Source organism: Ramlibacter paludis, assembly GCF_022012305.1.
Classification (GTDB): Bacteria; Pseudomonadota; Gammaproteobacteria; order Burkholderiales; family Burkholderiaceae_C; genus Ramlibacter; species Ramlibacter paludis.
This window is the reverse complement of the sequence record NZ_JAKLTM010000004.1, coordinates 208,822-234,897: the sequence shown is the minus strand read 5'-3', so window position 1 is coordinate 234,897 and position 26,076 is coordinate 208,822. Positions and strand designations below refer to the sequence as shown.

Here is a 26,076-nt window from a genome sequence, read left to right as displayed (position 1 = left end):
CGTGACTGAAGGCGGGAAGCATTCCGGCGATGCGGAAGGCACAAGATAGGTCGATTTTACCGTGGGGGCTGTCGGAGCGTGCCCATAGGGACTTGGCCGCTGCCTTACGTTGAACTGCGTACCGCTCAGGTCTCCTGCTGGCTCAAGGCCGCGCTGGCCCGGCTGACGCGGCTGGCCAGGCCGCGGATCACGTAATGATCCAGCTGCCGCGCCAGGTCCGGCCGCTCCTGCTGCATGCGCTTCCAGTCCGCCAGCGTCAGCATCAGCAGCACCGCCGCGTCCACGGCCACCACGCTGGCCGTGCGCGGCTGGCCGGAATAGAGCGCCATCTCGCCGATCATCGAGCCAGCCACCACCTTGGCGAGCCGGAAGGCGTGGTGGTTGTTCGACGCCTTCACCACCTCCAGCCGGCCCTGCTCGATGAAGTACATCTCGTCGCTCGCCTGGCCTTCTTCGCACAGCGTGGCGCCCTCGGCCAGCTCGACGCGGCTGACGAAGCGCATGAAGTCTTCGCGATCCTCGGGCTTCTCGATCCAGCGCAGAGCCGGGCTGCTACGCGCACCGCCTGCATCGCCGGGCTCCGGCGGCCGCAGGGCCAGCAGGTGTTCCTCGGCCAGTTCCAGCGCGGTGTCGAAGCTGCCGGTGAAATCCGGCAGCGGCACGCCCAGCTTGGGCAGGTTGGCCAGCAGCGCCTGCCGCGTCTCGTCGCCCAGCGCCAGGATCAGCCGCTCGCCGCGCGCGGCCTCGGCGCGGATGATCTTGCCGATCACCGTGGCCGCCGAATGGTCCATGCCGCGTGCGTGCGTGAAGTCCAGCACCAGCACCTTGAACTGTGCCGGGTCGGCCGCGCGGTACCACTCGTAGATCGAGTTCGCCACGCCGAAGAACACGTAGCCCTCGAAGCGGCCGACGCGGCAGGCCGGGCCGGCGGTACCCAGGTACTGCTGGTCGCCCACTTCGCGGATCACGGAACTGCGCACCGTGGCGAGCGTGGTCGCCAGCCGGATGGAAGGCATGCGGCTGTAGGTCACCACGAAGAAGATGCAGGCGGCCAGCAGGCCCACGAAGAAGCCGACCACGTAGCCGAACAGCACCACGCAGACCAGGATGGCGGCGATCTGCAGCCAATCCGCGCGCGACACGCTGCGGCGCAGGTCCCAGAACCACTGGCGCAGCATGCCCACGCCCAGCCACAGCACGATCGCGGCCAGCGCCACCTTGGGGATCCAGGCCACCACCCAGGCCAGGCCGAGCAGCACGCCGAGGCAGATCGCGGCGCTCACCACGCCGCTGACGCGGCCGCCGCCGGTCTGCTTCGCCATCATGCTGCGGCCCACCGAGATGATGCTCATGTAGCCGCCCACCGATGCCGCCGCCAGCGTCAGCAGGCCGTGCGTGCGCAGCGCCGGCTCGAGGTGGAAGTCGCGGTGGTAGGTGTGCTCCAGGCTGCTGAGGGACAGCAGCAGCGTGAGCGTCCCCACGAAGGCCACGGCCAGGAAGGACGGCAGCAGCGCGGCGAACTCCCAGGCCAGCGGCGCGTCCACGTGCAGTTCCCACGGCGCGGTCCAAGGCAGGTGGGCAAAGGGCTGGAAGAACCAGATCGTCGACGCGCACTCCGGTGTGGCGGGACAGAGGCCGCGCGTGACGCCGTTCACCACCAGCGTCACCACCACGACGAACACCGGCACCACCACGGCGGGCCGGTAGCGCCGGTTCAGTCCATCGAGCAGGGCAGCCAGCGCCAGCCCCACCAGCAGCTCGGGCCGCAAGGGCCGCGCGATCCAGGCTTCGAGCCCCGCGCGCGTGAGCGAGACGCCCGCCATGATGTTGAGCGCGCCGCTGGACATCAGCCAGCCGGTGGAAGCGAGGAAGCCCGCCATCACCTGGAAGGGGATGAAGCGCACCAGGCGTGCCAGGCCGAAGCGCTCGATCAGCAAATAGGCGAGGGCGGCGGCTATCGACGCGGCCAACAGCAGCACCAGCGCCCGGTTCAACATGTCGTCGCCGGGAAGCGCCGTGGCGGTGGCGGCGGCCAGCATGCCGGCCAGCACCGACGAGGTGTTGGCTTCCGGGCCGCTGACCAGCGTCGCGTCTTCCGAGAACAGGCCGTACAGCGCGCCGAGGGCGGCCGTGATCAGCGTGACAGTGATGGCATGCGGCACCAGCGGCGCCAGGTCGCCGGGGAACATCAGCGCCGCATAGGAGATGGCGTAGATGACCGCACTGAGCCCCAGGATCAGTCCGGAGGACACCTGCGTTGCCGCGTCCGCCAGCGCCGGGGTGCGAGCCATGCAAAAAGTGTAGCAGTGGGTTCGGGGAGAATCACCCCGTGTCTACCCGCTTCATCCTGATCCAGCCCAGCCACGCCGGCAACGTCGGCGCGGCCGCCCGCGCCATGAAGGTGATGGGCTTCGACGACCTGGTCCTCGTGCAACCGCGCTGGGACGACGTGCTGGAACGCGACGAAACCATCGAGCGCGCGAGCGGCGCCGTCGACGTGCTGCGCAAGGCCCGCGCCGTCGATACCCTGGACGAAGCGCTGGACGGCGTGACGCACCTGTGCGCCACCGTGATGACGGCGCGCGACTTCGGCCCGCCGACGCGCACGCCGCGCGAGCATTTGGAGCCCCTGGGCAGGACGGGTGAGAGCGTCGGCTTCCTGTTCGGCTCCGAGCGTTACGGCATGCGCAACGAGGACGTGTACCGCTGCCACGCGGCGCTGCAGATCCCGACCGACCCCGACTACGGCTCCCTGAACCTGGCCGCGGCCATCCAGGTGATTGCCTACGAGTGGCGCCAGGCGCTGGGCGGCTTCGGCGCCCCGCGGGTCGAGCCGGCGCCTGCCGCCGATGCCCAGGCCGTGGCCGGACTGCTGCAGCACTGGGAGCAGTCGCTGGTGGAGATCGGCTTCCTGGACCCGGCCGCCCCCAAGAAGCTGATGCCGCGGCTGAACCAGCTTTTCAACCGCGCGCAACCGACGCCGGAAGAAGTCCACATCCTGCGTGGTGTCGCCAAGGCCATGGCCGATGCAGCAAAAAGGCCAAGACGATAGACTGGCGCGGCATAAGCAAATACGCCCATGTTCAGCCGCCTGCGATCCGACATCCAATGCATCCTCGACCGCGACCCTGCCGCGCGCAGCAAGTGGGAGGTGCTCACGTGTTATCCGGGCCTGCATGCGTTGCTGTTCCATCGCGTGGCGCATGCGGTGTGGAAGCGCGGATTCCGCTGGCTGGGCCGCTTCATCTCGCAGTTCTCGCGCTGGCTCACCGGCATCGAGATCCATCCGGGCGCGACCATCGGCGACGGCGTCTTCATCGACCACGGCATGGGCATCGTGATCGGCGAGACGGCGGAGATCGGTGACGGCTGCACGATCTACCAGGGCGTCACCCTGGGCGGCACCTCCCTCACCAAGGGCGCCAAGCGGCACCCGACGCTGGGCAAGAACGTGGTGGTGGGGGCGGGTGCCAAGGTGCTGGGCGGCTTCACGGTGGGCGACAACGCCGCCGTCGGCTCCAACGCGGTGGTCACCAAGCCGGTGCCCGCAGGCGCCACGGCCATCGGCATCCCGGCGCGCATCATCCAGGCCGAGGACCACGCGCGGCGCGAGGAAGCCGCGGCCAAGATGGGCTTCTCGGCCTACGGCGTCACGGCCAACGACGACCCGCTGTCGCAAGCGATGCGCGGGCTGATCGACAACGCGTCCTCGCAGGAGCACCAGATCGCGCTGTTGTGGCAGGCGATCGAGAAGCTGCAGACGATGCGGCGCGGCGAGGAATGCGTGCCCAAGGATGCGGCGGTGAAGGAGTCGTTCGATTCCGACAAGCTGACGCAGCTGGTCGGGAAATAAATAGCCCCGTCATTCCCGCGGAGGCGGGAATCCAGGGCTTTCGCATGGGGCTCGTCGCTGCGCGACGAGTTTTCAACGCCCTGGGTCCCCGCCTACGCGGGGATGACGTTCATTGGCGGATCGCCGTCTTCGGCCGGAACGCCTTGCACACCTCGTCGTTCGTCTCGAGGTACGGCCCGCCGATCAAATCGATGCAATACGGCACGGCGGCGAAGATGCCGGCCACCACCTGCTTGCCGTCTTCCTTCAGCCCCTCCAGCGTCTCCTGGATCGCCTTCGGCTGCCCCGGCAGGTTGACGATCAGCGTCTGGCCGCGGATCACCGCCACCTGGCGCGAGAGGATCGCGGTGGGCACGAAGCGCAGCGAGATCTGGCGCATCTGCTCGCCGAAGCCGGGCATCTCGCGGTCGGCCACCGCCAGCGTCGCCTCGGGCGTGACGTCGCGCACCGCCGGCCCGGTGCCGCCGGTGGTCAGCACCAGCGCGCAGCCCGCCGAGGCCAGCTCGATCAGCGTCGCACTGATCCGCTCCTTCTCGTCGGGAATCAGCCGCTCCTCGAAGGTGATGCCGTTCTTCAGCGCCTTGGTGAGCCACTCCTTCAGCGCGGGCAGCCCCTTGTCCTCGTAGACGCCGCTGGAGGCGCGGTCGCTGATGGAGACGATGCCGATGCGGGCCGGATCACTCATCTTCGGAAGCTTCCATCTGTTCGCGCACCAGCTGGAAGATCTCGCGGTAGGCGCGGCCCTTGCGCGGCGCCTCGCCCTTCGAGATCTGGTCCTGCGTCAGCGTGCCGTCCTTGCGGGCCTGGCGCACCAGCGCGCGCAGCTGCTGCGAATCGGTGCCGGGATGCGCGGTGATCCATTCCTGCACCTTGTCGTCGGAGGCGATCAGGTCGTCGCGCCACTTCTCCGCCATGTGCAGCGCCAGCGTCTGCTGCGCCGAGCCGCCCCGCTGTTCTTCGAGCGCGTCGCGGATGGCCTGCTGCGTCTCCGGTTCGAGGTTGCGCATCAGCTTGCCGACGAATTGCATCTGCCGGCGGCGGCCCTCGAAGTTGGTGATCTTCTTCAGGTCGGCCAGCGCGATCACGAGTTTCTCGGGCAGGTCCAGGCGCTCGCGCAGGTCGGTGCGCAGCGTCAGCAGGGCCTCGCCGAGTTTCTGCAGCTCGTCGCTGGCCTTCTTCAGTTCGGTGCGGCTGGGCTCGCCGCCGGTCATTTCGGCCTTCAGTTCGAGGTCGAGCTCGCTGCCTTCGGCAACGAACTGGCCTTTGACGTAGTAGCCTTTTTTGGGTTTGCGGGACATGGAGGGTGGGGAGAGCGAGCCAGCGCGGCCGTGGGAGCCACGGCGCGCAAGTATCATAGCCCGCCATGAACAAGTCCCCTGCGCAAGCCGACCGCGGCTTCAGTTACAGCCGCTCCGAGTTCGAGGAACTGGTCGATTCCGCGCTGGCCCACGCCCGCAAGCTGGGCGCGAGCAACGCCGGGGCCGAGGCCTCGGAAGGCTGCGGCCTGAGCGTTTCCGTGCGCAAGGGCGAGCTCGAGACGGTGGAGCGCAACCGCGACAAGTCGCTGGGCATCACGGTCTACGTCGGCCAGCAGCGCGGCAATGCCAGTACCTCCGACTTCTCGCAGGCGGCGATCGAGCGCACGGTGCAGGCGGCTTACGACATCGCGCGCTTCACGGCGCAGGACCCGGTGGCCGGCCTGCCCGACGCCGACGACGTGGCGCGGCCCGACGCCCAGCCCGACCTGGACCTGTTCCACCCCTGGGACGTGACCGCGGAGCAGGCGGCGGAACTCGCCATTCGCTGCGAACGCGCCGCCGTGACCACCGACAAGCGCATCACCAACAGCGAAGGCGCGGGCGTCTCGGCCCAGCAAAGCCATTTCTTCAGCGCCCACACCCATGGCTTCCGCGGCGGCTATGCCAGCTCGCGCCATTCGATCTCGGTCGCGCCGATCGCCGGCAAGGGCGACGACATGCAGCGCGACGCCTGGTACAGCTCGATGCGCTCCGCCAAGGAACTGGCTTCGCCGGAGGCGGTGGGCCGCTATGCCGCCGAGCGCGCGCTGTCGCGGCTGAAGGCGCGCAAGATCGCCACCACGCAATGCCCGGTGCTGTTCGAGTCGCCGCTGGCCGCCGGCCTGCTGGGCGGCTACGTGCAGGCCACCAGCGGCGGCGCGCTGTACCGCAAGAGCACCTTCCTGCTGGATTCGCTGGGCAAGCAGGTCTTTCCCGAGCACATCGACATCACCGAGGATCCCTTCGTCAAGCGCGGCAAGGGCAGCGCCAGCTTCGACGAAGAGGGCGTGCAGACGCGCGCGCGCAAGGTGGTGGATTCGGGCCGCGTGGAAGGCTACTTCTTGAGCAGCTACTCGGCCCGCAAGCTGGGCATGAAGACCACCGGCAACGCCGGCGGCTCGCACAACCTGACGCTGCACTCGCGCCTGACGCACGAGGGTGACGACCTGGCCGAGATGCTGCGCAAGCTGGGCACCGGCCTGTTCGTCATCGAGCTGATGGGGCAGGGCGTCAACTACGTGACCGGCGACTATTCGCGCGGCGCCAGCGGCTTCTGGGTGGAGAACGGCGAGATCGCCTTCCCGGTGCAGGAGATCACCATTGCCGGCAACCTCAAGGACATGTTGATGGGCATCGAGGCCGTGGGCGCCGATACCTACAACTACGGGGCGAAGACGGTGGGGTCGATCCTGGTGAACCGGATGAAAGTGGCCGGTTCGTAGTCACGCGAAGCGTGGCGGAACCGGCCATCCCCGCGCAGGCGGGGATCCAGACGCTCAACCCGCCAAAGCCGCCTTCACCGCCGCACTGACCTGCCCCATGTCCGCCTTGCCGGCCAGCCTGGCCTTCACGGCGCCCATCACCTTGCCCATGTCGCCCGGGCCCTTGGCGCCCAGCTCCGCGACGATGGACTTCACTTCGGCGGCGACTTCGTCGGCCGACAGGCGCGCCGGCAGGTAGACCTGCAGCACCGCCGTCTCGGCCTGTTCCTTGTCCACCAGGTCCTGCCGGCCAGCCTTCTGGAAGGCCTCGATGCTGTCCTTGCGCTGCTTGAGCATCTTGTCGACGATGGCGACCACGCCGGCGTCGTCCAGCTCCACGCGCTCGTCCACTTCCTTCTGCTTGATGGCGGCCGTCAGCAGGCGGATCGCGCCCAGGCGCTCGCTGTCCTTGGCGCGCATGGCGGCCTTCATGTCGTCGGTGATGCGTTCCTTCAGGCTCATGGGCTTCTTTCTGTGCGGGGTTCGGGAATGAAAAAAGCCCGGCCGAGCGTCCCCGGGCGGGCTTTTCGAAAGGCTTGCGCCCGAGCTCAGTAGAGCTTCTTCGGCAGCTGCATGCTGCGCACGCGCTTGAAGTGGCGCTTCACGGCGGCAGCCTTCTTGCGCTTGCGCTCGGCGGTGGGCTTCTCGTAGAACTCGCGCGCGCGCAGTTCGGTCAGCAGGCCGAGTTTTTCAATGGTGCGCTTGAAGCGGCGCAGGGCCACGTCGAACGGCTCGTTTTCCTTGACACGGATGGTCGTCATGACTGAATTACAGTTTCCGATTTCGGTGCCAGGCGTAGATCGAGGACGCCCGGCGGAGTTTCCCCACCTAATGTTCGATCAGGCCGGTGGGGGTTTGCCAGCAAAGCCCGAGATTATAGCCTCTTGGCGGGAAGCGGCAACCAAGGCCTTTACAACCCGGCTTGGGGCGGGGGCCGGAAATGCGTGAAAATTCGCGCCAGAGGTACCCCATTGCCCGGACGCATCCTGATCGTTGACGACAATTCCGACGCCCGCGAGACGCTGGCCGACCTGCTGCGCATGATGGACTACGAAGTCCGCGAGGCGGGCGACGGCGCCGCCGCCATGGCGCTGCTGGCCGAATACCAGCCCCAGCTGGCCCTGCTGGACATCGGCCTGCCGGGCGAGGATGGCTATGCCCTGGCCGGCCGCATGCGCGCCGATCCCCGGGCCGCCGGCACCAAGCTGGTCGCCCTGAGCGGCTATGGCCGCGACCGGGAGCGCTCCCAAGCCACCGGCGCCCAGTTCGACGACCACCTGATCAAGCCGGTGGGCGCGGACGACCTGCTCAACCTGGTCCAGAAGATGATCGGCTGAGCGCCTGCGCGCAGGCATGCGCGCTCGCCCAGGCCCACTGGAAGTTGTAGCCCCCCAGCCAGCCGGTCACGTCGACCACTTCGCCGATGAAGTAGAGCCCCGGTTGCGTCTTCGCTTCCAGGGTCTGCGACGACAGCGCCTTGGTATCGACCCCGCCTGCGGTCACTTCGGCCTTGCGGTAGCCCTCGCTGCCGGTCGGCACGAGTTCCCACTTCGACAGCTTCTGCGCGAGCTGCAGCAGCGCCTTGTCGGCGGCCTCGTTCACCGGCCGCTGCCAGGCCGGGTCCTGCTGCACCCAGGCATCCGCCAGCCGGGACGGCACCCAGGCCGCGAGCTCGTTGGCGATCAGCTTGCGGGAGCGGGATTTCGCCTGCAGCAGCTGCTGCGCGATGTCGACGCCAGGCGCCAGGTCGACCCGGATGGGCGTGCCTTCCTTCCAGTAGCTGGAAATCTGGAGCACCGCCGGCCCGCTCAGGCCGCGATGGGTGAAGAGCAGGTCCTCGTCGAAGGCCATGCGCGCCTTCTTCTCGCCGGTCTCGATGCGCACGGGCAGCGCCAGTCCGGCCAGGCCGGCAAAGGGCGCCCAGGCGTCGCCGTCGAAGGTCAGGGGCACGAGCGCAGGCCGGGTGGCGACGACGGGCAGGTCGAACTGGCGCGCGATGCGGTAGCCGAAGTCGGTCGCGCCGATCTTGGGAATCGACAGGCCGCCGGTGGCGATCACCAGCGAGGCGGCCCGGGCCTCGCCGCGGCTGGTCTGCAGCACGTACTGGCCGTCGCGGTGGTCCACACGAGCGACCTGGCACGGCTGCCAATGCGTCACGCCGCCTGCCGCGCATTCCGCCAGCAGCATCCGGATGAAGTCGTCCGAGGAATGGTCGCCGAACAGCTGGCCCTTGTGCTTTTCGTGGTGCGCGATGCCGTGCCTGGCGACCAGCGCGATGAAGTCGGTGGGCGTGTAGCGCGCCAGGGCGGAGCGGCAGAAATTGGGGTTGTCGCCCAGGAAGTGCTTCTGCGGCGCGCGCGGGTCCAGGTCGCGGTTGGTGAAGTTGCAGCGGCCGCCGCCCGAGATGCGCACCTTTTCGGCCACCTTCTCCGCGTGGTCGACCAGCAGCACCTTCAGTCCGCGCTGGCCGGCCTGCCCCGCGCAGAACAGGCCGGCGGCGCCGGCGCCCACCACGATGGCGTCGAAGAGGGAGGACTCGGGTGCAGGCATGGATGCGGATTATGCGGACCGCCAGTAGACTGCCCAGCCATGGCACCGACCCTCGCGCGCCGGCAGGCGCTGCTGGCGGCGATCTTCCCGTTCGCCGCGCTGGCCTTGCTGAACGGCTTCTACAAGCTGCCGCTGCACCGCGTGGGCCCGGCGTGGTACTGGGCGGCCGACGCGCTGCAATTCGTGCTGGTGCCCGTGATCTGCGTCTGGTGGCTGTTGCGGCCGGCGGGGGTCGATGCGCAGGCGCTGGGGCTGGGCCTGGGGCTGCGGCGCGGCCGCCATGGCCGGCAGGAAGACTGGGCCTCGCTGCTGTTCGTGGCGGTGGTCATCTTCGCCATCACCTGGCCGATCGTGTTCATGGCCCGGCGGTTCGGTTGGGAGTACGCGGACGTCCTGCCGGACATCCTGCCCACGGCCTGGGGCGCGCGGCTGCTGGTGGCCGTCTACATGGCCGTGACGGCGGCGCTGGTCGAGGAAGTGGCCTTCCGCGCGCTGCCCTGGCTGTACGTGCGCGAGGTGCTGGCCGAGCGCTGGCGCGCGCCGGTCTACCTGGTGGGCAGCACCTTCCTGTTCGCATTGATCCATGCGGAGCAAGGGCCGGCCGGCATGATCAGCTCGGGCTGGTTCGGGTTCGTGGCGGCGGCGTACTACCTGCGGCTGCGCAGCCTGTGGCCGCCGGTGCTGGCGCACTTCGCGGTGGACCTGTGGGCCTTCGGGCCCTGGTGAATCAGGCGGCGCGGAAACGCGCCGGGGTCTCGCTGGCGGCGGCTACGCCTTGCACCACGTCGCCCACCACGATGACCGAGGGGCTCCCGAGTTCTTCCCGGGCGATCGTCGCGGCAAGCTGGTCCAGCCGCGTGACGGCATGGCGCTGCTCCGGCAGCGAGGCACGCTGGATGATCGCGACCGGCGTGTCGCCGGGCAGGCCGGTGAGGAGGTCTTCCTCGATGCGTACAGCGCTGCTCACGCCCATGTAGATCACCAGCGTCAGCCGCGCCTGGCGCGCCGTGGCCGCGAGCGCGCGCCAGTCGGGCGCGTCCGCACCCTTCTGGGCGTGGCCCGTGAGGAAGATCACGCCTTGCGCATGGTCCCGGTGCGTGAGCGGCACGCCCAGCGAGGTCGCAGCGGCCAGGCCGGCGGTGATGCCGTTGATCACTTCCACCTCGACGCCGGCGGCGCGCAGGTGCTCCACCTCCTCGCCGCCGCGGCCGAAGATGAAGGGGTCGCCGCCCTTCAGGCGCACCACGTTCTCGCCCTCGCGGGCGGCCATCAGCATCAGCTTCTCGATGAAGGCCTGCGGCGTGCTCTTGCAGCCGCCGCGCTTGCCCACGTAGACCACGCGTGCCGTCGCCGGCGCGTGCTTCACCACCTCCGGATTCACCAGGTCGTCCACCAGCAGCACGGTGGCTGCCTGGATCGCCTTCAGCGCCTTCAGCGTCAGCAGGTCCGGATCGCCGGGGCCGGCGCCGACCAGGGTGACCTTGCCAATGTGTGCGGTGTTCATGATGCGTCAGCCAGATGCAAGATGTGTTCCACCTGCAGCGCCAGCGAATCGGGAATGGGCTTCCTGCCCGCGAGCACGTCGCGGATGTACGCGGCCGTGGTGTCCACGTCCACTTCGCGGGGCAGGTCGGGCAGGTCGGTGAGCGTGCCTTTGCGGCCTTCTTCCAGCGGCACGCGCACGCCGCGGATGAAGCCGTCCATCTGCGGCAGGCGGCGCGCGTCGGCAACCACCTCGCCCTCGGTGCCGCGCAGCAGCAGCGCGGTGGCGCCGACCAGTTCGAAGACCTGTGCCATCGCGACGGCGTATTCGGGATGGGTGTAGCTGCTCACGATCACTGCCTTGCCCACGGCAGGATTCATCAGCTTCACCAGGCTGTGCGCGCTGTTGCGCAGGCCGACGACCTTGCGCACGTCGAGCAGGCGCTTGAGGCCGGGCGACAGCACCTCGGTGGGCAGGAACACCACTTGGCCGTCGCGCACGGCCGGCACGCTGTCGTGCGCCTGCACGTCGAGGGCATGCAGCACGTCGCGCACGAAGATGCGGCTGGATTCGGTGGCGGCGCCGTGGATCACCACCGGCAGGCCGCGGCGTGCAACCAGCGCCGCCAGCAAGGGCGTCAGCACCGGCAGGCGGCGCGCGCCGTTGTAGCTGGGCAGGACGACGAGCGGCTTGCCGCTCGCCGTAGGGATGCGCTGCAGGCGCTGGTAGGTGGCGTCGAGGAAGCCCGCCATCTCCTCGGGCGTCTCGCCCTTGATGCGCATGGCCAGGCAGAAGGCGCCGATCTCGAGGTCGGTGACCGCGCCATCGAGCACCTGGCCGAAGAGATCGGCGGCGCGCGCGCGGTCGAGCGCCCGCGCGCCCTGCTTGCCGCGGCCGATTTCCTTGAGGTACTGGCTGATGGCCATGAGGGGATTGTCCCAGAGGCTTGATGACGGATGGCTATATGGCGAATGACGGGGGGCGCCGGCGCGACGCCACCGCGACCGATCACGCCACCTGCACCACCGGCATCACCGCGCGCACCATCCGCTTCAACTCCGGCACGCAGGACCCGCAGTTGGTGCCGCAACGCAAGGCCTTCTGCAGCGACGCCAGCCGCGAGTCCGCCGACCCGCCCGAGCCGGCCAGCTGCGCCTCGATGGCGGGCGTTTCCACGCCGAAGCAGCTGCACACCTGCTTGCCCTTCTTCTGCACGGCCACCGGCGCCTTGGCCCCCGGCGCGAGCAGGAGCCGTCCGTAGGCCTGGGCCGGCAGTTCCTGCAGCAGCAGCGCCTTGATCCAGGCCTCGGCGCTGGTGTCGCCCGCGAGCAGCAGCGACTCCAGCCGGATGTCGGCGCCGCTGCGGCTCACGCGGATGCTGCGCCGCTGGCCCTTGCGCTTGTCGGCGTAGCGCAGCGTCTCGGCGCCTTCCAGGCCCAGCAGGCGCTCGAGCTGCTGCACCAGTTCCTCCGGCGGCGCCTCGTAGGCGGCAGCGCGGAACAGGACGCCGCTGCGTTCGCGCGTCGCGGCCTGGTCGAGCGGCGCGTTGTTCGAGAAGGGGACGCACGAGGCGAAAGGAAAGCGCGTCATCAAGGCCTGCAGCTGGCGCCGGACGTCCAGCGCATCGTGGCCCGGCAGCCAGGCGACGCCCAGCAGGGTCCACGGCATCTCCGCCTTGAGGATCTTCACCGCCGCGTGCTTCAGCTCCGGCTGCTTGGAGCCGGGGCAGTAAGCCGAGGTCGTCAGCGCATTCACGCCGGCCAGCGGCTCGCCGGTGCTGGACAGGCCGCTCAGGTACTCGGAGCCCCAGTGCATCGCGATGAAGGCCTGGCTCAGGCCGACTTCGGCGCTCGCCTGCACCGGCAGCACGATGGAGCCGCGCTTCGATGTGACGTGGACCAGGTCGCCCTCCTGCAGGCCGCGCCGCTCCAGGTCCTGCGCGTGCATCTGCACCGCGGGCTCCGGCACGTGGCCGAACAGGCGGCCCAGCGTGCCGGTGCGCGACATGCCGTGCCACTGGTCGCGCAGGCGGCCGGTGGTCAACGAGAAGGGGTAGCGCGACTCGCGCGGCTCCGCCAGCGGCACATAGCGCACGTCGGCAAAGCGCGCCTTGCCGTCGGCGGTGGGGAAGACGCCGTCTTCGTAGAGGCGTGTCTTGCCGGCGGCGGCGCCTTCGGGGAAGGGCCACTGCTGCGGCGCCTGTTCGACCAGCGCGTAGCTCAGGCCGGTGATGTCGAGGTCGCGGCCGCGGGTGGTGGCGCGGTGCTCCAGCCAGATCTGCTCTGGGGTCGTGTAGGGGAACAGGCTGGAACCGCGGGAGAGACGGGACTCCAGGCGCCGCGCGAAGTCGACCGCGATCTCCCAATCGTGCTTCGTGCTCCCTGGCGCCGCCACCGCCGCGCGCACGCGGCTGATGCGGCGTTCGCTGTTGGTGACCGTGCCTTCCTTTTCGCCCCAGGTCGTTGCGGGCAGCAGGATGTCGGCGTAGTCGCAGGTGGCGGTGCCGGCGAAGGCTTCCTGCACGACCACCAGCTCGGCCCGCTCCAGGGCACGCCGCACCGTCTTCTGGTCCGGCATCGACTGCGCGGGATTGGTGCAGGCGATCCACAGCGCCTTCACCTGGCCATCTGCGGCGGCCTGGAACAGTTCCACCGCGGTCAGGCCCGGCTTCTCCGGGACGGAAGGCACGCCCCAGAACGCCGCCACTTCCGCGCGATGCTCCGGGTTGGCCAGGTCACGATGCGCCGACAGCAGGTTGGCCAGGCCGCCCACTTCGCGTCCGCCCATGGCATTGGGCTGCCCCGTCAGCGAGAAGGGCCCCGCGCCGGGCTTGCCGATCTGCCCCGTGGCCAGGTGCAGGTTGATCAGCGCCGCGTTCTTCGCGGTACCGCTCGAGGACTGGTTGAGGCCCTGGCAGTACAGGCTCAGCGTCGCCGGCGAGGTGGCGAACCACTTCGCCGCGGTGAACAGGTCTTCCTTCGCGATTCCGCAGGTCTGCGCCACCAGCTCCGGCGTGTATTCGCGCACCACGGCCTTCAGCGCGTCGAAGCCGCTTGTGTGCGCGGCGATGTAGGCGGCGTCGGTCCAGCCTTCCCACAGCATGATGTGCAGCAGGCCGTGGAACAGCATCACGTCGGTGCCGGGCTGGATCGGCAGGACCAGGTCCGCCAGTTCGGCCGTGTCGGTGCGGCGCGGGTCGCAGAAGATCACCTTCATGCCCGGGCGCTTCGCCTTGGCGTCCTCGATGCGGCGGAACAGGATGGGGTGCGCGAAGGCCGTGTTGCTGCCGACGATGAAGATGCAGTCGGCATGGTTCACGTCGTCGTAGCAGGCCGGCGGCGCGTCGGCCCCCAGCGTCTTCTTGTAGCCGGCCACCGCGCTGCTCATGCAAAGCCGTGAGTTGGTGTCGACGTTGTTGGTGCCCACCAGCCCCTTGGCCAGCTTGTTGAAGACGTAGTAGTCCTCGGTGAGCAGCTGGCCGGAGATGTAAAAGCCGACCGCGTCCGGCCCGTGCTCGCCGATGATCTGGGCGAAGCCGTCGGCGGCGAACTCCAGGGCGTCGTCCCAGGAGACGCGGCCTGGCGCCTGGCCGCGGTGCACGCGCCGCATCGGATGCAGCAGCCGGGCCTGGCGCGTCACGTCCGCGCTCGCGGTCAGGTGCAGCGTCGAGCCCTTGGTGCACAGCCGGCCGAAGTTGGCCGGATGCTCCGGGTCGCCGCGCACGCCGACGATCTGCTCGCCCTGCGATTGCACGATCACGCCGCAGCCGACGCCGCAGTAGGGACAGGTGGAGCGGGTTTCCTTCACCGGCAGGGCCCCGCTTTCGGCGCCTCCAGCTCCAGCGCCTTGGTGGCCAGTTCCACCGGGTCCAGCAGCACGTTGCCGGCTTCGACGCGGCAGGCGAAGGTGGGCGTGCAGCCTTCGTCGGGCGCCTTGGCGCAGCCGTCGTCCAGGCCGATGGTCTGGTTGTGCAGCGGGCAGGCCACGCTGGTGTCGAACACGATGCCTTGCGACAGCGGCCCGCCCTTGTGCGGGCAGCGATCGAGCAGGGCGAAGACCTGGTCCTCGCCGTTGCGGAACACCGCCACGTCCACGCCGCGCGGCCGCGCCACCCGGCGCGCGCCGAGCACGGGAATGTCTTCCACCCGGCAGATCACCGTCCAGTCGTTCATCTTCATGCTGCCTGCCCCGCGGTTTCGAGCTTGGTGAACTGGCGCGTGTCGACCAGCGCCTCGCGCTGCTCGAACCAGGGATCGGGCTCGCCGTCCAGGGCGAACTGCAGCCGCTCCCACAGCGCCTTGCGGCCTTCGTGGTCGTCCAGCACCTTCTTCTTCACGTAGTCCAGGCCCACGCGGTTGATGTAATGCACGGTGCGCTCCAGGTACCAGCCTTCCTCGCGATAGAGCTGCAGGAAGGCGCCGCTGTACTCCAGCACCTCGTCCGAGGTCTTCACCTTGCAGAAGAACTGGCCGGCTTCGGTCTTGATGCCGCCGTTGCCGCCCACGTAGAGCTCCCAGCCGGAGTCGACGCCGATCACGCCCACGTCCTTGATGCCGGACTCGGCGCAGTTGCGCGGGCAGCCGCTCACCGCCAGCTTCACTTTGTGCGGCGCGTACATGCGCCAGAGCGCCCGCTCCAGGTCCTTGCCCATCTGGGTGGAGTCCTGGGTACCGAAGCGGCACCACTCGCTGCCCACGCAGGTCTTCACCGTGCGCAGCGCCTTGGCATAGGCGTGGCCCGAGGGCATGCCGATGTCCTTCCAGACGTCCTGCAGGTCTTCCTTCTTCACGCCCAGCAGGTCGATGCGCTGGCCGCCGGTGACCTTCACCGTCGGGATCTTGTACTTGTCCACCACGTCGGCGATGCGGCGCAGTTCGGCCGCCGTCGTCTCGCCGCCCCACATCCGCGGAATGACGGAATACGTGCCGTCCTTCTGGATGTTGGCGTGGCTGCGCTCGTTGATGTAGCGCGATTGCGGATCGTCCCTGGCCTGCTTGGGCCAGGTGGAGATCAGGTAGTAGTTCAGCGCGGGGCGGCAGGAGGAGCAGCCGTTGGGCGTGCGCCATTCCATGAACTTCATCGTGTCGGCGATGGTGACCAGCTTGTTGGCCTTGATCGCGTCGCGCACTTCCTGATGGCTGTGGTCGGTGCAGCCGCACATCGCCTTCTTCTTCGGCGCCGAGGAGTAGTCGCCGCCGGCGGTGAACATGATGATCTGTTCCACCAGGCCGGTGCAGGAGCCGCAGGAGGCGCTGGCCTTGGTGTGCTTGCGCACGTCGTCCAGCGTGAACAGGCCCTTTTCCTTGATGGCCTTGCAGATGGTGCCCTTGTTCACGCCGTTGCAGCCGCAGACCTCGTCGCCGTCGGCCAGGGCCGCGGCCTTGTTCTGGCCCTGGTGGCCGGCGTCGCCCAGGTTGGACTCGCCGAACATCAGCTTGTCGCGGATGTCGCCGATCTTGCGGCCCTCGCGCAGCAGCTTGAAGTAGTAGCTGCCGTCGACCGTGTCGCCGTACAGGCAGGCGCCGACCAGCTTGTCGTCCTTGATCACCAGCTTCTTGTAGACGCCGCCGAAGGGATCGCTCAGAACGATCACCTCCGTGCCCCCGCCCCCTGGGCGGTCCGATGACTCGCCCATGAAGTCGCCACAGGAGAACAGGTCGATGCCGGTCACCTTCAGCTTGGTGGAGGTGAGCGAGCCGGTGTAGCGGCCGATGCCGAACTGCGCCAGGTGGTTGGCCGCCACCTTGGCCTGCTCGAACAAGGGTGCCACCAGGCCGTAGGCGATGCCGCGGTGCGCCGCGCATTCACCCACCGAGTAGATGCGCGCATCGGTCACGGTCTGCATGGTGTCGTTGACCACGATGCCGCGATTGCAGTGCAGGCGGGCCTTCTCGGCCAGCTCGGTGTTGGGGCGGATGCCGACGGCCATCACGACAAGGTCGGCGTCCACTTCGGTGCCGTCCTTGAACTTGATGGCTTTCACGCGACCGTCGTCGCCGCCGACCAGCTCCTGCGTCTGCGCGCCGATCAGGAACTTCAGGCCGCGCTCTTCCAGCGACTTCTGCAGCAGCTTGCCCGCCACGTCGTCGAGCTGGCGCTCCATCAGCCAGGGCATCACGTGCACCACGCTGACGTCCATGCCGCGCTTCATCAGGCCGTTGGCGGCCTCGAGGCCCAGCAGGCCGCCGCCGATGACGACCGCCTTCTTGTACTTCTTCGCCGCCTCGATCATGGTGTTGGTGTCGGCGATGTCGCGGTAGGCGATCACGCCCTGCAGGTCCTTGCCCGGCACCGGCAGGATGAAGGGGTTCGAGCCGGTGCACAGCAGCAGGCGGTCGTATTCCTCTTCGGTGCCGTCCTCGGCGCGCACCACGCGCTTGATGCGGTCGATCTCCACGACCTTCTTGCCCGCGTGCAGGCGGATGCCGTTCTGTTCGTACCACTCCCAGGAGTTCAGCACGATCTCGTCCAGCGTCTGTTCGCCGGCCAGCACCGGCGACAGCAGGATGCGGTTGTAGTTGGGGTGCGGCTCGGCGCCGAACACGGCCACGTCGTACAGCTCGGGGGCGATCTTCAGCAGCTCTTCGAGCGTGCGGACACCGGCCATGCCGTTGCCGATCATCACGAGTTTCATCTTCTTCATGCCTTGACTCCCGGGAAATGAGGAACGGACGACGAGGGCGCTGCATGCGCATGGGCGTGGGCGCGGCCGCCGCGGCCGACCCAGCTGCGCGTCCAGCTGGCTTGCATCACCCGCAGCAGCGCCAGCACCAGCAGGGCGAGCGCCGCGAAGAACAGGAAACCGAAGGCGTAGCTGCCCAGGTATTGGCGCGCCAGGCCCATGGAGCTGGGCACCAGGCCGCCGCCCAGGGCGCCGATCTCGCCGATCATCGAACCCGCCACCGCGGTGGCCGCGGGCCAGCGCAGGGGCACCAGCTGGAACAGGGCGCCGTTGCCGGCGCCGAGCGCGGCGAAGCACAGCATCATCAGCAGGGTGGTGGCCAGCAGCGATCCGGTGCTGAAGCCCACCAGGACCAGCGAGCCGCAGACCACGCCGAGCACCACGGTCAGCGTGTTGATGCCGCCCCAGCGGTCGGCGATCCAGCCGCCGACCACGCGCAGCGCCGCGCCCATGAAAGCCGCCAGCATGGTCAGCTGGCCCGCCTGCACCTTGCTCACGCCGAACTGCTCGAAGTAGTAGGAAGGCAGGAAGCTGGTGAGACCGATGAAGCCGCCGAAGGTGATGGCGTAGATCACGCTGAACACCCAGCCGTCCTTCTCGAACAGGCAGGCAACGTGGTCGCGCAGCGTGGCGTGCGGATTGACGTCCTGCGGTTCACGCGCGAAGAAGATCATCACCAGCGCGGGCAGGGCGATGAAGATGGCGGCGGCGCCGTACACGGCCTGCCAGCCCAGCCACTGGGCGATCGGTGGCGCCACCAGCACGGCGACGGCGGTGCCGACGTTGCCGGCGCCGACGATGCCCATGGCGAGGCCCTTGTGCCGCGCGGGGAAGGAGCCCGAACCCAGGGACAGCGCGACGCCGAAGCTGGCGCCGGCGATGCCCAGCAGCACGCCCATGGCCAGCAGGTCGTGGAAGCTGTGCACGAAGAAGAGGCCGAACACCATCGCGACCGCGATCAGGCCCATCTCGACCAGTGTGGCGTTCTTGCGGCCGATGTACTGGGCCAGCACGCCGAGCGGGAAGCGCATCAGCGCGCCGGCGACGATGGGGATGGAGAGCATCAGGCCCTGCTGCGCGGCCGTGAGCTGGTAGGCCTCGCGGATGAAGGGGGCCATCGCGCCGTTGAGCACCCAGATCGCGCACGAGCACGCGAAGTAGAGGAAGGCCGCGAACAGCGTGGGCGAGTGGCCGGACTTCAGGAAGTTTTGGAATGCGCGCATGGTGTTGTCTGGAGCCGGGGCGCGGCCGGGACGGCCCACCCCGAAAGTGAGTACAGGAAACACACCACGTCGTGCGACGGCCGGCGGTACGGTGCACGGCCCGGGTGCAGCGTCACACCCGTTGCAGGCCTGGACGCACGATCCGTGCCAGCCGGCGCGGCCCTCGCTTGCACTATGCTTGCGGCCACTTCCCGCTCCTGCCGTGACCACCGTCCTCCTCCTCCAGACCAGCGAGCCCGGCGTGCCCGACCTCGGTGCCGATTTCCAGGCCGCCGGCTTCACCGTGTGCGGCCAGGGCGACTGCGCCCACCTGGTGCGCGAGACGCTGCGCGCCGCGCCCGACGTGCTGGTGTGCTGGGCGGCGCGTCCCGGCGCGGAGCTGCTGCAAGCGATCGCGACCCTGCAGGCCCAGCAGCCGGTGCCGGTGCTGTTCTTCACCCAGGACGCGGGCGTGGAGCCGCTGCAGCGTGCACTGGATGCGGGCGTGCACGCCTGGGTGGTGCAGGGCTACGGGCGTGAACGGCTGCGGCCGCTGGTGCACCTGGCGCAGGGCCGCGCGGCGCACGAGCACCAGCTGCGTGCCAAGCTGGCCGAACTGGGCGAGCGGCTGGAAGAGCGCAAGTGGGTGGACAAGGCCAAGGGCATCCTGATGCGCGCGCGCCAGGTCAGCGAGGACGAAGCCTTCCAGATCCTGCGCACCGCTTCGATGCAGGGCAACCAGCGCGTGGGACAGGTGTCGCGCCAGGTGGTGGACGCCGCGCGCGTGGCCGAGGCCATGAACCGCGCCGGCCAGCAGCGCATGCTGTCGCAGCGCCTGGTGAAGCTCTACGCGCTGGGCTGCAGCCGCACGGAGACCGCGGCCGTCTCGGTGCTGATGCGCGAATCGGTGGCGCGGGTCGAGGACAACCTCAAGGTGCTGGAGAACGGCCTGTCGTCCGCGACCTATGGCGACCTCATCAACGCGGCCCAGGCCGGCTGGCAGTCGGTGCGCCGCGTGCTGGAGGCGGAAGCCAAGGCCGGCGAACTGCCCCGACTGGACACGCTGGCCGAGGCCATGCTGGCGCAGGCAAACGCGCTGGTGCTGGCGCTGGAGTCGTCGGGCCTGGCCACGCAGGCCGGCGTGGTGAACACCGCCGGGCGCCAGCGCATGCTGTCGCAGCGCATGGCGAAGCTGGCGCTGCTGCAGGCGACGGCGACGGACAAGGAAGCGGCCGACCGCGGGCTGGTCGAGACCGCGGCGGCGTTCGAGGAAGGCATGGCCCGACTGGGCGCCGCGCCGCTGTCGACCCCGGAGATCCGGGTGCTGCTGGAGCGCGGAGATGCCGCCTGGCAGACGCTGCGCGCCGCCATCCCCAAAGCCTCGACGGCCCCCGGGCGCATCAAGCTGGCGGCAGCGAGCGAGGAGCTGCTGGAGCTGTTCGACAAGCTGACCGAGGCTTACGAGAACAGCATGCAGGTGTTGATGGGGGCCTAGTTGTCATCCCGGCCTCGAGCCGGGATCCAGCCCTGGCGCCAGGACAAGCACCGGGGCTGGATTGCGGGTCAAGCCCGCAATGACATCGGTTTCACCCCCGCCGCTCCATGTCGATGTAGACCACCGCCGGCTGGTGGTTCCAGCGCAAGGTGATCGCATACGGATGCTTGCGCACCCGCGCCTGGATGCCCGAATTCCCATGCAGCCGCACCGGCACCGAGATCTGCAGCGCCGAGCCCAGCGACTTGCGGGCATTGCCGCCCAGCGTGTTGGCGATCTCGCCCACCGCGTCCAGCAGGTTGCCCTGCGACACGTCGGTTTCGCCCTGCAGCAGCAGCAATTCCTTGAGCAGCTGCCCCGGCATCGAGACGATCACGTGGCCGTTGTAGGCGCCCGAGAAGGTGACGATGCCGTTGTACTCGTGGCCCTGCAGGTCGCCGGTGGAGAGGTAGGCCGAGGTGATCTGCGGCTCCTGGCGCGTGAGCACCTTGAAGTAGCCGCGCACCGATTCGACGAACAGCTTGAGTTCCTCGGCATTGAGCGTATCCATCGCCATTCCTATTTCCCTTCCATGACGTCCAGCAACGCGAGCTTGAGCTCGTCGTCGCTGAAGGGCTTGGCCACGAAGCCGCGCGCGCCCAGCCGCAGCGCCTGGATGGCCGTCGATTTGTCGGAGAGGGCGCTCACCACCAGGATGCTGGTCTTGGGCAGCATCTGCAGCAGCCGCGTGATGCACTCGATGCCGTCCATCTCGGGCATCGTCAGGTCCATGGTCACCACGTCGGGCTGGGTGGCGCGCGCGATGCGCAGCGCCTCCGCACCGTTGCGCGCCAGGCCCACCAGGGAGACGTTGGCGAGCCCCCCGGCCTGCACCACGCGGGAGATCCGGGAGCGGATCATGTTGGAGTCGTCGACGATCATCAATCGCATGCTGGTCTCCTAGGCGGGGAACTTGATCTGGAATTCGGTGTATTCACCGGGCGTCGAACCGAGCAGCAGGCGCGCGCCGAGCTTGCGCACGTTCTCCTGCACCACGTCCATGCCGACGCCGCGGCCGGCGTGCTGTCCCACGGCCGCGGCGGTGGAGAAGCCGGGCTTGAAGATGTGCGACACCACCTGCCGGTCGTCGAAGGCGGCGACCTGCTCCTGCGTGTACCAGCCCAGCTCCAGCAGCTTGCGGCGGATGCGCGGGGCGGACAGGCCGGCGCCGTCGTCGCGCACCGAGAGCGTCCACTCGGCGCCGGCGCGCTCCAGCCGCGCGGAGACCTGGCCGGCCTCGGGCTTGCCCGCATCGGTGCGCGTGAGCGGCGCCTCGATGCCGTGCGCCACCGCATTGCGCAGCAGCTGCACCGCGATCTCGCGCGCCAGGTCGGACTGGGCGTCCGGCAATTCGTCCAGCGCCGCCAGCGCCACGCTGGCCTGCACCTTCTTGCCGCCGTCGCGCGCCACGGCCTGGGCCAGTTCCGCGAGCTGGATGTCGAGGGAGCCCGCGGCCGCGGCCGCCTCGGGACGCCGCAGCCCGGTCAGGCTCTTGAGCGAACCGACCTTGTTCAGCAGGTCTTCCAGCGGCATGGGCAGTGCGAGCAGGGCGTTGCCCAGGTCGCCGCTTCCGCCCTGGCGGATGCGGTCCAGCGCGTCCTCGAAGGCGTGCGCCTGCGCGGCCAGGGTCTCGAGCCCCAGCGTGGCGGCATCGCCCTTGATCGCGTGGATGCGGCGGCGCGCTTCGTCGATGCGTTGCAGGACGGCGGCCTCGCCTTGCGCGCCGGAGGTGGCGCGCAGCAGGTCGTTCACTTCCAGCAGGTGCTGCTCGGAGCGGCTGACGAACTGGCGCAGCAGCCGCGGGTCGGCGTCGATCGCCTTCAGCAGCATCTCGAATTCCTTCTGCGAGCGCTGCCGCTCGGCGGCCAGCTTCTGCTGCAGCTCGATGCGGGCCGAGATGTCCTGCACCGTCACCAGCAGGTGGCGCACCCCGCTGCCGTCCTGCACCCGGTTGAAGTGGAAGGACAGGTGGCGCGTCACTTCCTGGCCCAGCCGGTTCTTCACCAGCGCTTCCACCTCCGACAGCGGGTTGATGCCTTGCACCAGCGCTTCCTTCACGTGCGGCGCGAACAGCAGCTGCACGTAGTCGCGGGCGTCCGACAGCGACTTCTCGCTCAGCAGCGGCTGCAGCAGCGTCAGGAAGTCCTGGCCCGGCGCCAGCGTGCGGCCGAAGAGGGCGTGCGCCGACTTCGACAGCTGCGAGCCGAGCTTGAAGTCGGGCGTGATCAGGAACAGGCCTTCGCGCACCGACAGCAGGATTTCGCGGTTCTCCTCGGTCGCCGCTTCGATCGCCGCGTCCGAGGTCTGCAGCCGGCGCAGGAACTTGAACAGGATGAAGGCGAAGTTCAGGAGCGCCAGCACGATGCCGCCGGTCTGCACCTGGCGCAGCGTGCTCGCCCGCGAGGCGCCGATCGCCTGCGTCTCCGTCACGAAGTCGTTGGCGATGGTGAGCAGCGCGCTGTTGTTCGCCTGGCTGTAGGCCAGCGCCGCCGCCAGGTCCTCCGGCGAGAAGCCGTCGCGCAGCAGCGGCTGCAGCTTCTCGTAGTAGGGCTGCCAGAGCGCATCGACCTTCGCTTCCAGCGCCCGGCCCGCATCGGAAGTGACTGCGTCCAGGAACACGGGCTTGCCGTCGCCGCCGGGAATGGTGGCGCCCGACTTGAAGGCGGACTGCGAGATGTCGAAGATCTTCGCGCCGGCCCGCAGTTCGGCCAGGGTCTCGTTGCGGTAGGAGCGGCCGGCGGCGCGCGCCGCATCGAGCTCCAGCAAAGTGCGGGCGATGCGCTGCGAGACGTAGCGCTGGCGCCCGGCGAGGTTGATGGCGACGGTGTCCTGGTCGATCTTGAACGAGGTGTAGAAGTTCAGGACCAGGACGCCCAGGTCGAACAGCAGGAAGAAGGCGACCGCGATGATGATCTCGCGGTACTTGCCGAAGGCGAAGCCGCGGCGCGTGCGCGTCCGCGCAGGCGCGCCGGCGGCGGCTTCCAGGGGCAGCACTGCAGCCATCAGGCAACCGCCTTTTCCTGGCGGCCGAAGGCGGCCGAAAGCGCGATGGGCTCCACCTTGCGCTGCTTCTCGTACAGGAAGCTCAGGATCTCCTGCCGGCAGTGGTTGTAGACCTTGTCCTCCGCCAGCGCGATGCGATTGCGCGGACGCGCCAGCGGCACGTCCATGACCTGGCCGATGGTGGCAGCCGGGCCGTTGGTCATCATCACCACGCGGTCGGACATCAGCACCGCCTCGTCGACGTCGTGCGTGATCATCATCACCGTGTTGCCCAGCTCGCCCTGGATGCGGATCACCTCGTCCTGCAGGTGGGCGCGGGTGAGGGCGTCGAGCGCGCCGAAGGGCTCGTCCAGCAGCAGCACCTTGGGCTCCATCGCCAGCGCGCGGGCGATCCCCACGCGCTGCTTCATGCCGCCGGAGATCTGCGCGGGCAGCAAATGCATTGCATGCGACATGTTGACCATCGCCAGGTTGTGCAGGATCCACTCGCGCCGTTCGGCCTTGGTGCGCGTCTCGCGGAAGATCTTGTCGACCGCCAGTTCCACGTTCTGGTAGACCGTGAGCCAGGGCAGCAGCGAGTGGTTCTGGAACACCACGGCGCGGTCCGGTCCCGGGGCGTTGACTTCGCGCCCGTCGACGATCACGCCGCCGGACGTGGCCTTCAGCAGGCCGGCCACGATGTTCAGCACGGTGGACTTGCCGCAGCCGGAGTGCCCGATCAGCGAGATGTACTCGCCGCGCTGCACCGAGAGGTCGATGCCCTTGAGCACCTGGTTGGCGCCGAAGGCCATGTCGACGCGGGAGACGGTCAGGTAGGCGTTGCTCATGATGCTGCGGTTCCCCGGGTGACCTTGTGGCCGATGAAGGCGACGATGCGGTCGAGCGCGAAGCCGACCATGCCCACGTAGAAGAGGGCCAGGATGATGTCGCTGATGCGCGAGCTGTTCCAGGCGTCCCAGATGAAGAAGCCGATGCCCACGCCGCCGATCAGCATCTCGGCGGCGATGATCGCCAGCCAGGACAGGCCCACGCCGATGCGCAGCCCCGAGAAGATGAATGGCGCCGCCGCCGGCAGCATGATCTTGGCGAAGTACTCGATGCCGTTCAGGCGCACCACCTTGGCGACGTTGCGGTAGTCCTCGGGGATGTTGCGGATGCCGATCGAGGTGTTGATGATGATCGGCCAGATCGAGGTGATGAAGATGACGAAGATCGCCGAGGGGCTGCCGTCGCGGAAGCCGGCCAGCGAGATCGGCAGCCAGGCAAGCGGCGGCACCGTGCGCAGCACCTGGAACAGCGGGTCCAGGCCGCGCAGCGCCCAGGTCGACTGGCCGACCAGCACGCCCAGGCTCACGCCCACCAGCACCGCGAGCGAATAGCCGTAGGCCACGCGCTTCAGGCTGGCCAGCAGCTGCCAGGCGATGCCGACGTCGTTGCCGCCATGGTCGTACCAGGGATGCGCGATCAGCTGCCAGGTGTCCTGCACCACCTTGCTCGGCGCGGGCAAGGAAGCGCCGGGGCGCGAGCCCAGCACCTGCCACACCAGCACCAGCAGGCCGATGATCACCAGTGGCGGCAGCACGTAGGTCATGAAGCCGCGGGCCGCGCCGTCGGCAAGCGCGCGCAGCCGGCCCGGCGCGGCGGCCGGGATGGGTAGGGTTTCGAGCGTGCTCATGCCGAGGCGCCCTTCATGGCCTTGATCGTCAGGCTGTCGAGGTACTTCTTCGGGTTGGCGGGGTCGAACACCTTGCCGTCGAAGAACTTCTCGACGCCGCGCGAGGTGGACGTCGGGATGTCCTTGGCGGCCACGCCGAGTTCCTTGGCGGCGGCGCGCCAGATGTCCTCGCGGTTCACCTTGGCGATCAGCGACTTGGTGTCCAGGTTGGCCGGCAGGTAGCCCCAGCGCTGGTTCTCGGTGAGGAACCACAGGTCGTGGCTCTGGAAGGGATAGGACGCCTGGTCCTTCCAGTAGCGCATCTGGAACTTGCTGTTGCCCTCGACGCGGCCGGTGCCGTAGTCGAAGTCGCCCTTCATGCGGTCGACGATGTCCTCCACCGGGGCGTTGATCCAGCGGCGGCGGGCGCAGATCTCGGCCACCTCGGCGCGGTTCTTCGGGTCCTCGCAGTACATCTGCGCTTCCATCACGGCCTTCAGCAGCGCCTTGGTGGCATTGGGATTGGCCTGCACGTAGTCGGCGCGCATGGCGAAGGCCTTCTCCGGATGGTTCATCCAGAGTTCGCTGGTGGTGAGCGCGGTGTAGCCGATCTTCTGGTGGATCAGCTGCAGGTTCCAGGGCTCGCAGACGCAGAAGGTGTCCATGCTGCCCACCTTCATGTTGGCCACCATCTGCGGGGGCGGCACGGTGATGGTGTTGATGTCGCGGTTGGGGTCCACGCCGCCGGCGGCCATCCAGTAGCGCATCCACATGTCGTGGGTGCCGCCGGGGAAGGTCATGGCGGCGTTGACGGGCTTGCCGGTCTTCAGGCGCTTGGCCAGCAGCGCCTTGCCGAAGTTGCTGTTGTCGAGGCCGACCTTCAGGTCCTTGTACTCGTTGGCCACCGAGATGCACTGGCCGCCCAGGTTGAGGCGGGCCAGGATCACCATCGGCACCTGCACGTTGTTGGCGGTGGTGGCGCCGGTCGTGATCAGGTAAGGCATGGGCGTGAGGATGTGCGCGCCGTCGATGCCGGCGTTCTTCGAGCCCAGCACCAGGTTGTCGCGCGTGGCGCCCCAGGACGATTGCTTGGCGACCTCGACCTCGGTCATGCCGTGCTTCTTGAAGAAGCCCTTCTCGTCGGCCACGAACAGCGGCGCGGCGTCGGTCAGTGCGATGAAGCCCAGCTTCGCGGCCTTGGTTTCGAGTGCGGTGCCTTGCGCCATCACGATGCCGGGGAAGCCAGCGGCGAGGGCGGCGCCCTTGAGGATGGTGCGGCGGGAAACCGTGTTGTGCGAGTCGTGCATCGTGTGCTCCAGGTTGCGAGGAAAAAAAA

24 protein-coding genes are annotated in these 26,076 nt (G+C 68.8%); 6 read left to right on the top strand and 18 right to left on the bottom strand.

Features of this window, described 5'->3' with window-relative positions:
• Window positions 1–125: 125 nt before the first annotated feature.
• Window positions 126–2,291 (bottom strand): SulP family inorganic anion transporter, encoded by a 2,166-nt coding sequence (locus LZ009_RS14740; protein ID WP_275698704.1) that lies wholly within the window; start codon window positions 2,289–2,291, stop codon window positions 126–128.
• A 38-nt stretch (window positions 2,292–2,329) separates the two neighbouring features.
• Between LZ009_RS14740 and LZ009_RS14735 the strand changes: the two genes are divergently transcribed.
• Together LZ009_RS14735 and cysE are read left to right on the top strand one after the other, a co-directional pair.
• Entirely contained in the window at window positions 2,330–3,052 is a 723-nt protein-coding gene (locus LZ009_RS14735) for an RNA methyltransferase (RefSeq protein ID WP_275698703.1), read from the top strand.
• 27 nt (window positions 3,053–3,079) lie between these two features.
• Entirely contained in the window at window positions 3,080–3,853 is a 774-nt protein-coding gene (gene cysE, locus LZ009_RS14730; protein WP_275698702.1) for a serine O-acetyltransferase, read from the top strand.
• Window positions 3,854–3,962: 109 nt separating this feature from the next.
• On the opposite strand, the gene mog is transcribed toward cysE, so the two are convergent.
• Together mog and yjgA are read right to left on the bottom strand one after the other, a co-directional pair.
• Complete coding sequence (mog, locus tag LZ009_RS14725) at window positions 3,963–4,538, bottom strand: molybdopterin adenylyltransferase (protein WP_275698701.1); 576 nt, start codon at window positions 4,536–4,538, stop codon at window positions 3,963–3,965.
• The gene (yjgA, locus tag LZ009_RS14720) at window positions 4,531–5,151 is read right to left on the bottom strand and encodes a ribosome biogenesis factor YjgA (RefSeq protein WP_275698700.1); all 621 of its coding nucleotides are present in this window, start codon (window positions 5,149–5,151) and stop codon (window positions 4,531–4,533) included. The genes mog and yjgA overlap by 8 nt, the downstream gene beginning before the upstream one ends.
• A gap of 65 nt (window positions 5,152–5,216) precedes the next feature.
• On the opposite strand from yjgA, the gene pmbA reads away from it, so the two are divergent.
• A complete protein-coding gene (pmbA, locus tag LZ009_RS14715) occupies window positions 5,217–6,593 on the top strand; it encodes a metalloprotease PmbA (RefSeq protein WP_275698699.1) in 1,377 nt (458 codons plus the stop codon).
• Window positions 6,594–6,647: 54 nt separating this feature from the next.
• Here the strand turns inward: pmbA and LZ009_RS14710 are convergent, their stop codons facing one another.
• Together LZ009_RS14710 and rpsU are read right to left on the bottom strand one after the other, a co-directional pair.
• Window positions 6,648–7,094, bottom strand: coding sequence for a GatB/YqeY domain-containing protein (locus LZ009_RS14710; RefSeq protein ID WP_275698698.1), 447 nt, complete (start codon window positions 7,092–7,094; stop codon window positions 6,648–6,650).
• 86 nt (window positions 7,095–7,180) lie between these two features.
• Window positions 7,181–7,393: a 30S ribosomal protein S21 gene (gene rpsU, locus LZ009_RS14705; RefSeq protein WP_104301834.1), complete on the bottom strand. Its 213-nt coding sequence runs from the start codon at window positions 7,391–7,393 to the stop codon at window positions 7,181–7,183.
• Between the two features lie 210 nt (window positions 7,394–7,603).
• Here rpsU and LZ009_RS14700 point away from each other — a divergent pair, with 210 nt between their 5' ends.
• Entirely contained in the window at window positions 7,604–7,969 is a 366-nt protein-coding gene (locus LZ009_RS14700) for a response regulator (protein WP_275698697.1), read from the top strand.
• Here the strand turns inward: LZ009_RS14700 and LZ009_RS14695 are convergent.
• Window positions 7,941–9,182 (bottom strand): BaiN/RdsA family NAD(P)/FAD-dependent oxidoreductase, encoded by a 1,242-nt coding sequence (locus LZ009_RS14695; RefSeq protein ID WP_275698696.1) that lies wholly within the window; start codon window positions 9,180–9,182, stop codon window positions 7,941–7,943. The two genes, LZ009_RS14700 and LZ009_RS14695, sit on opposite strands and share 29 nt — an antisense overlap.
• 39 nt (window positions 9,183–9,221) lie before the next feature.
• Here LZ009_RS14695 and LZ009_RS14690 point away from each other — a divergent pair, with 39 nt between their 5' ends.
• Complete coding sequence (locus LZ009_RS14690) at window positions 9,222–9,908, top strand: CPBP family intramembrane glutamic endopeptidase (RefSeq protein ID WP_275698695.1); 687 nt, start codon at window positions 9,222–9,224, stop codon at window positions 9,906–9,908.
• A gap of 1 nt (window position 9,909) precedes the next feature.
• On the opposite strand, the gene cobA is transcribed toward LZ009_RS14690, so the two are convergent.
• From cobA to LZ009_RS14660, 6 genes are all read right to left on the bottom strand, one after another.
• Complete coding sequence (gene cobA, locus LZ009_RS14685) at window positions 9,910–10,686, bottom strand: uroporphyrinogen-III C-methyltransferase (protein ID WP_275698694.1); 777 nt, start codon at window positions 10,684–10,686, stop codon at window positions 9,910–9,912.
• Complete coding sequence (ybiB, locus tag LZ009_RS14680; protein WP_275698693.1) at window positions 10,683–11,591, bottom strand: DNA-binding protein YbiB; 909 nt, start codon at window positions 11,589–11,591, stop codon at window positions 10,683–10,685. The genes cobA and ybiB overlap by 4 nt, the downstream gene beginning before the upstream one ends.
• A gap of 82 nt (window positions 11,592–11,673) precedes the next feature.
• Window positions 11,674–14,472: a nitrate reductase gene (locus LZ009_RS14675; RefSeq protein WP_275698692.1), complete on the bottom strand. Its 2,799-nt coding sequence runs from the start codon at window positions 14,470–14,472 to the stop codon at window positions 11,674–11,676.
• The gene (nirD, locus tag LZ009_RS14670) at window positions 14,469–14,837 is read right to left on the bottom strand and encodes a nitrite reductase small subunit NirD (protein WP_275699144.1); all 369 of its coding nucleotides are present in this window, start codon (window positions 14,835–14,837) and stop codon (window positions 14,469–14,471) included. Before nirD ends, LZ009_RS14675 begins: the two co-directional genes overlap by 4 nt.
• A gap of 2 nt (window positions 14,838–14,839) precedes the next feature.
• Complete coding sequence (nirB, locus tag LZ009_RS14665; protein ID WP_275698691.1) at window positions 14,840–17,308, bottom strand: nitrite reductase large subunit NirB; 2,469 nt, start codon at window positions 17,306–17,308, stop codon at window positions 14,840–14,842.
• Window positions 17,305–18,570, bottom strand: a complete 1,266-nt coding sequence (locus tag LZ009_RS14660; RefSeq protein WP_275698690.1) for an MFS transporter — start codon at window positions 18,568–18,570, stop codon at window positions 17,305–17,307. The genes nirB and LZ009_RS14660 overlap by 4 nt, the downstream gene beginning before the upstream one ends.
• 202 nt (window positions 18,571–18,772) lie before the next feature.
• On the opposite strand from LZ009_RS14660, the gene LZ009_RS14655 reads away from it, so the two are divergent.
• Window positions 18,773–20,044, top strand: a complete 1,272-nt coding sequence (locus tag LZ009_RS14655; protein WP_275698689.1) for a type IV pili methyl-accepting chemotaxis transducer N-terminal domain-containing protein — start codon at window positions 18,773–18,775, stop codon at window positions 20,042–20,044.
• A gap of 91 nt (window positions 20,045–20,135) precedes the next feature.
• Here LZ009_RS14655 and LZ009_RS14650 read toward each other — a convergent pair whose 3' ends face one another.
• Genes LZ009_RS14650 through LZ009_RS14625 form a run of 6 tightly spaced genes read right to left on the bottom strand, consistent with a single transcriptional unit; the run spans window position 20,136 to window position 26,047 of the window.
• Window positions 20,136–20,594 (bottom strand): chemotaxis protein CheX, encoded by a 459-nt coding sequence (locus tag LZ009_RS14650; protein WP_275698688.1) that lies wholly within the window; start codon window positions 20,592–20,594, stop codon window positions 20,136–20,138.
• Between the two features lie 8 nt (window positions 20,595–20,602).
• Window positions 20,603–20,974: a response regulator transcription factor gene (locus LZ009_RS14645; protein WP_275698687.1), complete on the bottom strand. Its 372-nt coding sequence runs from the start codon at window positions 20,972–20,974 to the stop codon at window positions 20,603–20,605.
• A 9-nt stretch (window positions 20,975–20,983) separates the two neighbouring features.
• Window positions 20,984–23,086 carry an ATP-binding protein gene (locus LZ009_RS14640; RefSeq protein ID WP_275698686.1) on the bottom strand — a complete coding sequence of 701 codons (2,103 nt, stop codon included), beginning with the start codon at window positions 23,084–23,086 and terminating at the stop codon, window positions 20,984–20,986.
• Window positions 23,086–23,913 (bottom strand): ABC transporter ATP-binding protein, encoded by an 828-nt coding sequence (locus tag LZ009_RS14635; protein ID WP_275698685.1) that lies wholly within the window; start codon window positions 23,911–23,913, stop codon window positions 23,086–23,088. Before LZ009_RS14635 ends, LZ009_RS14640 begins: the two co-directional genes overlap by 1 nt.
• Window positions 23,910–24,761 carry a nitrate ABC transporter permease gene (ntrB, locus tag LZ009_RS14630; protein ID WP_275698684.1) on the bottom strand — a complete coding sequence of 284 codons (852 nt, stop codon included), beginning with the start codon at window positions 24,759–24,761 and terminating at the stop codon, window positions 23,910–23,912. Before ntrB ends, LZ009_RS14635 begins: the two co-directional genes overlap by 4 nt.
• A complete protein-coding gene (locus LZ009_RS14625) occupies window positions 24,758–26,047 on the bottom strand; it encodes a CmpA/NrtA family ABC transporter substrate-binding protein (protein WP_275698683.1) in 1,290 nt (429 codons plus the stop codon). Before LZ009_RS14625 ends, ntrB begins: the two co-directional genes overlap by 4 nt.
• Window positions 26,048–26,076 lie beyond the last annotated feature (29 nt).

What these genes read in the sequence shown, in the direction of transcription:
- ybiB (WP_275698693.1), bottom strand. Translation starts at nt 11,591, where the DNA reads ATGGCCATCAGCCAGTACCTCAAGGAAATCGGCCGCGGCAAGCAGGGC.
- rpsU (WP_104301834.1), bottom strand. Translation starts at nt 7,393, where the DNA reads ATGACGACCATCCGTGTCAAGGAAAACGAGCCGTTCGACGTGGCCCTG.
- pmbA (WP_275698699.1), top strand. Translation starts at nt 5,217, where the DNA reads ATGAACAAGTCCCCTGCGCAAGCCGACCGCGGCTTCAGTTACAGCCGC.
- mog (WP_275698701.1), bottom strand. Translation starts at nt 4,538, where the DNA reads ATGAGTGATCCGGCCCGCATCGGCATCGTCTCCATCAGCGACCGCGCC.
- LZ009_RS14710 (WP_275698698.1), bottom strand. Translation starts at nt 7,094, where the DNA reads ATGAGCCTGAAGGAACGCATCACCGACGACATGAAGGCCGCCATGCGC.
- LZ009_RS14660 (WP_275698690.1), bottom strand. Translation starts at nt 18,570, where the DNA reads ATGCGCGCATTCCAAAACTTCCTGAAGTCCGGCCACTCGCCCACGCTG.
- LZ009_RS14690 (WP_275698695.1), top strand. Translation starts at nt 9,222, where the DNA reads ATGGCACCGACCCTCGCGCGCCGGCAGGCGCTGCTGGCGGCGATCTTC.
- ntrB (WP_275698684.1), bottom strand. Translation starts at nt 24,761, where the DNA reads ATGAGCACGCTCGAAACCCTACCCATCCCGGCCGCCGCGCCGGGCCGG.
- LZ009_RS14695 (WP_275698696.1), bottom strand. Translation starts at nt 9,182, where the DNA reads ATGCCTGCACCCGAGTCCTCCCTCTTCGACGCCATCGTGGTGGGCGCC.
- LZ009_RS14635 (WP_275698685.1), bottom strand. Translation starts at nt 23,913, where the DNA reads ATGAGCAACGCCTACCTGACCGTCTCCCGCGTCGACATGGCCTTCGGC.
- LZ009_RS14645 (WP_275698687.1), bottom strand. Translation starts at nt 20,974, where the DNA reads ATGCGATTGATGATCGTCGACGACTCCAACATGATCCGCTCCCGGATC.
- LZ009_RS14650 (WP_275698688.1), bottom strand. Translation starts at nt 20,594, where the DNA reads ATGGATACGCTCAATGCCGAGGAACTCAAGCTGTTCGTCGAATCGGTG.
- cobA (WP_275698694.1), bottom strand. Translation starts at nt 10,686, where the DNA reads ATGAACACCGCACACATTGGCAAGGTCACCCTGGTCGGCGCCGGCCCC.
- LZ009_RS14625 (WP_275698683.1), bottom strand. Translation starts at nt 26,047, where the DNA reads ATGCACGACTCGCACAACACGGTTTCCCGCCGCACCATCCTCAAGGGC.
- yjgA (WP_275698700.1), bottom strand. Translation starts at nt 5,151, where the DNA reads ATGTCCCGCAAACCCAAAAAAGGCTACTACGTCAAAGGCCAGTTCGTT.
- nirD (WP_275699144.1), bottom strand. Translation starts at nt 14,837, where the DNA reads ATGAACGACTGGACGGTGATCTGCCGGGTGGAAGACATTCCCGTGCTC.
- LZ009_RS14740 (WP_275698704.1), bottom strand. Translation starts at nt 2,291, where the DNA reads ATGGCTCGCACCCCGGCGCTGGCGGACGCGGCAACGCAGGTGTCCTCC.
- nirB (WP_275698691.1), bottom strand. Translation starts at nt 17,308, where the DNA reads ATGAAGAAGATGAAACTCGTGATGATCGGCAACGGCATGGCCGGTGTC.
- LZ009_RS14640 (WP_275698686.1), bottom strand. Translation starts at nt 23,086, where the DNA reads ATGGCTGCAGTGCTGCCCCTGGAAGCCGCCGCCGGCGCGCCTGCGCGG.
- cysE (WP_275698702.1), top strand. Translation starts at nt 3,080, where the DNA reads ATGTTCAGCCGCCTGCGATCCGACATCCAATGCATCCTCGACCGCGAC.